Annotated in this window: 5 protein-coding genes and 1 pseudogene; 5 read left to right on the top strand and 1 reads right to left on the bottom strand. The window is 70.7% G+C overall.

Annotated features, from left to right (window positions below):
- A pseudogene (locus JWP28_RS17610) lies at nucleotides 1-218 on the top strand (hypothetical protein); the annotation flags it as partial.
- Nucleotides 219-290: 72 nt separating this feature from the next.
- Nucleotides 291-1,547: a pentapeptide repeat-containing protein gene (locus JWP28_RS17605; RefSeq protein ID WP_299544963.1), complete on the top strand. Its 1,257-nt coding sequence runs from the start codon at nucleotides 291-293 to the stop codon at nucleotides 1,545-1,547.
- Between the two features lie 167 nt (nucleotides 1,548-1,714).
- On the opposite strand, the gene JWP28_RS17600 is transcribed toward JWP28_RS17605, so the two are convergent.
- Complete coding sequence (locus JWP28_RS17600; RefSeq protein WP_299544961.1) at nucleotides 1,715-2,167, bottom strand: Hsp20 family protein; 453 nt, start codon at nucleotides 2,165-2,167, stop codon at nucleotides 1,715-1,717.
- Between the two features lie 236 nt (nucleotides 2,168-2,403).
- Here JWP28_RS17600 and JWP28_RS17595 point away from each other — a divergent pair, with 236 nt between their 5' ends.
- From JWP28_RS17595 to JWP28_RS17585, 3 genes are all read left to right on the top strand, one after another.
- Complete coding sequence (locus tag JWP28_RS17595) at nucleotides 2,404-3,279, top strand: methyltransferase (protein WP_299544959.1); 876 nt, start codon at nucleotides 2,404-2,406, stop codon at nucleotides 3,277-3,279.
- 56 nt (nucleotides 3,280-3,335) lie between these two features.
- Nucleotides 3,336-3,659 (top strand): SCP2 sterol-binding domain-containing protein, encoded by a 324-nt coding sequence (locus JWP28_RS17590; protein ID WP_299544957.1) that lies wholly within the window; start codon nucleotides 3,336-3,338, stop codon nucleotides 3,657-3,659.
- Nucleotides 3,660-3,667: 8 nt separating this feature from the next.
- Nucleotides 3,668-4,834, top strand: a 1,167-nt coding sequence (locus tag JWP28_RS17585) for an alpha/beta hydrolase (RefSeq protein ID WP_366143824.1), incomplete at its 3' end; no start/stop codon positions are given.

Genomic DNA, 4,834 nt, shown 5'->3' with positions numbered 1-4,834 from the left:
GGACGGCAGGGCACGCGTCCTGCGGCGAGCGGCTGGCGGCGGCCGGCGTCGCGCGCGTGGTGGTGGCCAGCACGGACGCCTCGGCCTTCGCATCCGGCCGCGGCCTGCAACGCCTGCGCGACGCTGGGATAGCCCTCGACCTGGGATTGCTGGGCGCCGAGGCCGCGCCGCTCTACGCCGACTACCGTCCGCGAGACCGTTCGCCGTCCAATCGCTAACCGTCTGGAAAGACGCCGTTAATCCCCGCGGCCTAGGATTGGGTAACCATGCCGCCCACGCCCTAAGGATTCATGCCCGAAGCCTCCCACATCACCCGGCGCGTCAACCAGGCGGAGGTCGACCGGATCTGCGCCAAGCACGACCGGCTGTGGAGCTCCAAGCCGGGCGGCGCGCGCGCGGTGTTCGCCTGGACGGACCTGTCGGGCCTCGACCTTTCCGACCGCAACCTCTGCGACGCCGATTTCAGCGGGGCGGTGCTGGCGGGCTGCAACCTGCGCGGCGCGCGGTTCGACCACGCCACCCTGTTCGGCGCCGACCTGCAGGAGGCCGACCTGCGCGACAGCTCGCTGCGTCGGGCCGACCTGCGCGGCGCCTGCCTGCGCAACGCCGACCTGACCGGCGCCGACCTGTTCGAGGCAGACCTTCGCGAAGGCGTGCTGGCGGCGGCGGACCCCAAGTTCGGTTTCCGGCGGATCGAGGCCGGCGGCAGCGCGAAGGTGGGCGACGCCCAGGGCGCCAAGCTGGTGGGCGCCAATCTCGAGCGCTCCAAGCTGTCGGGCGTGATCGCCGTGAAGGCCGACTTCACCGACGCGGTGCTCAAGGACGCCCGCCTGGTGCGCGCCAACCTGCGGCAGGCCACCATGCACGGCGCCAACCTCTCCGGCGCCGACCTTTCGGGCGCGGACCTCGACGGCGCGGATCTGCGCAACGTGGTCCTGGTGGGCGCCAAGACGCTCGCCTGGAACGTACAGAACGCCAACCTGGCCGGCGCGCTCACGGATAAGCCCGCCGGCATCGCCGCGACCAGCCTGCCCTACAAGGCCATGATCCAGGATCACGCCCGCTGGTGCGAAACCGATGGCCAGCACGGGACGCCGTCGGTGTTCGATGGCGCGGACCTACGCGCGCTGGAGACGGTGCGCGGCTACAACCTCACGGCGCTCTCCGGCAAGGCGGCGGTGTTCTACGGCCTCGACATGGCCGGCGTGCAGCTGCAGGGCGCCCACCTGGAGGGCGCGGACCTGCGCAACTGCAACCTGCGGCGCGCCGACCTGCGCGGCGCCAAGCTGGCCGGCGCCAAGCTCTCGGGATCGGACCTGCGCGAGGCGCAGATGGGCCCGTTGCTGCTGGGCGCGGACCGGGTGCTGGCCTGCGACCTGCGCCGCGCCGAGCTGAAGGGCGCCGACCTCTGTGGCGCCGACGTCCGCCAGGCGATCTTCATCGACGCCGACGTCAGCCGGGCGAACTTCACCGGCGCGCTGCTGCGCCAGGCCAACTTCACCGGCGTCTCCCGCCACGGCGCCCGCGGCCTCGACGACGTCATCTGACGCGCACGAAAAAGGGCGGCGCATCGCTGCGCCGCCCCTTCATTTCTAAGTTCCTCCCCCTGTGGGGGAGGTGGCGCGAAGCGCCGGAGGGGGTCCGCTCAGACCTCGGAAGACCCCCTCAGTCAGCTTCGCTGATAGCTCCCCCAGCGGGGGAGCAACTGTCGCGGCTACGCGGCCTTTTCGCCTTCGATCAGGCTGGGCTGGCCGACGCCGATCTCGATGCGGCGGGGCTTCAGGGCCTCGGGAAGCTCGCGCTTGAGGGCGATGGACAGCAGGCCGTCGGCGATGTTCGCCTCAGTCACCACCACATAGTCGGCGAGCTGGAATCTGCGCTCGAAGTTACGCTCGGCGAGGCCGCGGTGCAGGAACCGGCGCGGCTCGTCGTTGGCGGCCTTGCGGCCGGTGACGGTGAGCAGGTTTTCCTTCACCTCGATGGAGAGTTCTTCCGGCCGGAAGCCGGCGACCGCGATCTCGACGCGGTAGGCGTTCTCGTCGGTCCGCTCGATGTTGTAGGGCGGATAGCCGGCCGCGCCGTCGGCGGCGGCGGAATCCAGCAGGTCGGCCAGGCGGTCGAAGCCCACGACGGAGCGGTAGAGGGGGGAGAAATCGATCGTACGCATGCGGTCACATCCTTCTCATCAAGCAAGGTTGCAGTTTCAGCGGAGCGTCTTTGCGAGCCATCAGGCCTCGCGCGACACCCGAAGGCCCGGACATCCAGCGCCTTCGGGCTATGAGGTAGGCGGACGATTTTTCGGTTCAAGACCTTGCAGCCTTGCGTCCTTGCGTCCTTTGACCCGGCGCAGCGCCCGCGCTAGGCCTAGGACGAAAGCTGGGCCGGGGGGCGTGGCGAGGTCGAATGGCGCACCCGGACGTCTGGTTTTCGCGACGAGCGATGTTGCTCGGCGCTGCTGCTCTGAGCGCCTGCAGCGCCAAGGACGGCGGGTCCAAGGCGGCGGTCGCGCCGACCACGCTCGAGGCCGCCATCGCCGGCTCGTGGCGCCCGCCGGCCGACCGGGCGCGCGACCGCTGGCGCCATCCGCTGGAGTCGCTGCAGTTCTGGGGCCTGAAGCCCGGTCAGACGGTGGTCGAATTCTGGCCCGGCGCCGGCTGGTACACCGACATCGTGGATCCGTTCCTGGCCGCGACCGGCGGCAAACTCTACGCCGCCGACCTCGAATCCGCCGACGCTGACGGACGCACCATGGTCGAGGCCTATCGCCGCAAGCTCGCCGACCAGCCCAAGCTCTACGGCAAGGTGGAGATCACCGCCTTCGGGCCGAGCAGCGGCCCGGTGGCGCCCGCCGCAAGCGCGGACCTGGTGCTGTTCCTGCGCAACCTGCACAACTGGATGGCGGCCGGCCTGGCGGAGAAGGCCTTCCGCGACGCCTTCGCGGCGCTGAAGCCCGGCGGCGCGCTGGGGGTCGAGGAGCACCGCGCCGACCCGGGCGCCGTGCCCGACGTGACGGCGGCCAACGGCTACGTGCCGCAGGACTATGTGGTCCAGCTCGCCAAGGAGGCCGGCTTCACCCTGGCTGCGGCGAGCGAGATCAACGCCAATCCGAAGGACACCAAGGACCACCCGTTCGGGGTCTGGACTCTGCCGCCGGTGCGCCGGTCGTCGCCGCGCGGCAAGCCGGCCGATCCCAGCTTCGATCGCGCCAAGTACGACGCCATCGGCGAGAGCGACCGGATGACGCTGCGGTTCGTCAAGGCTGGCGCCACGCACGCCTGAAGGTTTACTTCGCACACGTCAGAAGCGAAGCTCGCGGGGGGCTGGAGGATATCGACATGGCGACGCTGGAGGAGCTGACGAATCGTATCCGCGCCGCTGCGGCGTCCGACGCCGGGGTTGCCGCTTCGAGCCTGGGCAAGTCCATCAAGCTCGACCTCAAGGGTCAGGGCGTCATCCATATCGACGGAGCGGCGGTCACCAACGACGACCTACCGGCGGACCTGGTGGTGACCGTGGCGTTGAATGACCTGGCGGCGCTGGGCAAAGGCGAGCTCGACCCCACGCGGGCGATGATGACCGGCCGCCTTCGGCTCTCCGACATGGCGCTCGCCATGCAGCTGCAGCCGAAGATTCAATCTCTGTTTGCGAAGGCCGCGTAAGGCAGGGCATGGCCGACGAAGCGCCCCTCATCGAAACGCCGCAAGCCAAGGCCCCGCCAGGCGGCGAGGCGGCCTGGTTCACCGGCGCGGGCGGCGCGAAACTAAGGGCGGCGCTGTTCACGCCGCAAGGCCTGGCCGGCCAGCCGCGCGGCACGATCGTGCTCTCCGGCGGCCGCACCGAGGTCATCGAGAAGTACTACGAGTTCATCGGCGAATGCCTCGACCGCGGCTTCGTGGTGCTGGCGCACGACTGGCGCGGCCAGGGCCTCTCGCAGCGCGACCTCGCCGATCCGCTGAAGGGTCACGCCAAGGGCTACAAGGCCTATCTCGACGATTTCCGCGCCCTGCTCGGGGCCTATTCGATGCGCCTGCCCAAGCCCTGGGTGGCGGTGGCGCACTCCATGGGCGGCTGCCTGACGCTGCTGGCCATGGCGCACGGCGAGGACCGGTTCGCCGGCGCAATCCTTTCGGCGCCAATGCTCGGCATCCGCACGCCGTTCCCGGTCGTGCTCTCGCGCGCCCTGACCAGTCTGAACCTGTTGGTCGGCCAGGCCGGCGGCTATGCGCTCGGCGGCGCCGGCAAGCCGTTCGACGACGCCTTCGAGGGCAACGTCCTGACCCACGACCCGGCGCGCTACGCCCGCGCCTGGAGCCTGATCGCCGCCGAGCCGAAGCTGGCGCTCGGCGCGCCCACCTGGGGCTGGGTCGACTTCGGCCTGCGCGCTACCGCCTACCTCGCCCGGCCCGACGCCCTGCGCGAAGTCACCGCCCCCGTGGTGATCGTCTCGGCCGAGGACGACAAGCTCATCGACACCGCCGCGCAAGCCGCGGCGGCCCGCCACCTGCCGCAGGGAAAGTTCATCAACATCCCCGGCGCCTACCATGAAATCCTGATGGAGACCGATCCGATGCGCAATTTCTTCATGAAGGCCTTCGACGCCCTGACCGGGCGCGTCGCGCCGACGCCGGCCGAACCGCCGAAGGCCGCTCCGGCCACGCCACCGAAACCCATCGCCGTCGCCCCGTCGATGGCGACCGCCGCCCCGGCTCTCGCCGCCAAGCGACCGGCGGCGAAGAAGCCGGGCGCCAAGAAGCCCGCGGCCAAGAAGGCTCCGGCCAAGGCCGCCGCGGCCAAGAAGCCGGCGGCCGCCAGGAAGCCCGCCGCGAAGAAGCCT

It is taken from the genome of Phenylobacterium sp. (assembly GCF_028290885.1).
Classification (GTDB): Bacteria; Pseudomonadota; Alphaproteobacteria; order Caulobacterales; family Caulobacteraceae; genus Phenylobacterium.
Note: the sequence above shows the minus strand (reverse complement) of the source record. Positions and strands in the feature narration are given on the sequence as shown.

Coding starts and splice junctions, on each gene's coding strand:
- JWP28_RS17590 (WP_299544957.1), top strand. CDS start 3,336: ATGGCGACGCTGGAGGAGCTGACGAATCGTATCCGCGCCGCTGCGGCG.
- JWP28_RS17600 (WP_299544961.1), bottom strand. CDS start 2,167: ATGCGTACGATCGATTTCTCCCCCCTCTACCGCTCCGTCGTGGGCTTC.
- JWP28_RS17595 (WP_299544959.1), top strand. CDS start 2,404: ATGGCGCACCCGGACGTCTGGTTTTCGCGACGAGCGATGTTGCTCGGC.
- JWP28_RS17605 (WP_299544963.1), top strand. CDS start 291: ATGCCCGAAGCCTCCCACATCACCCGGCGCGTCAACCAGGCGGAGGTC.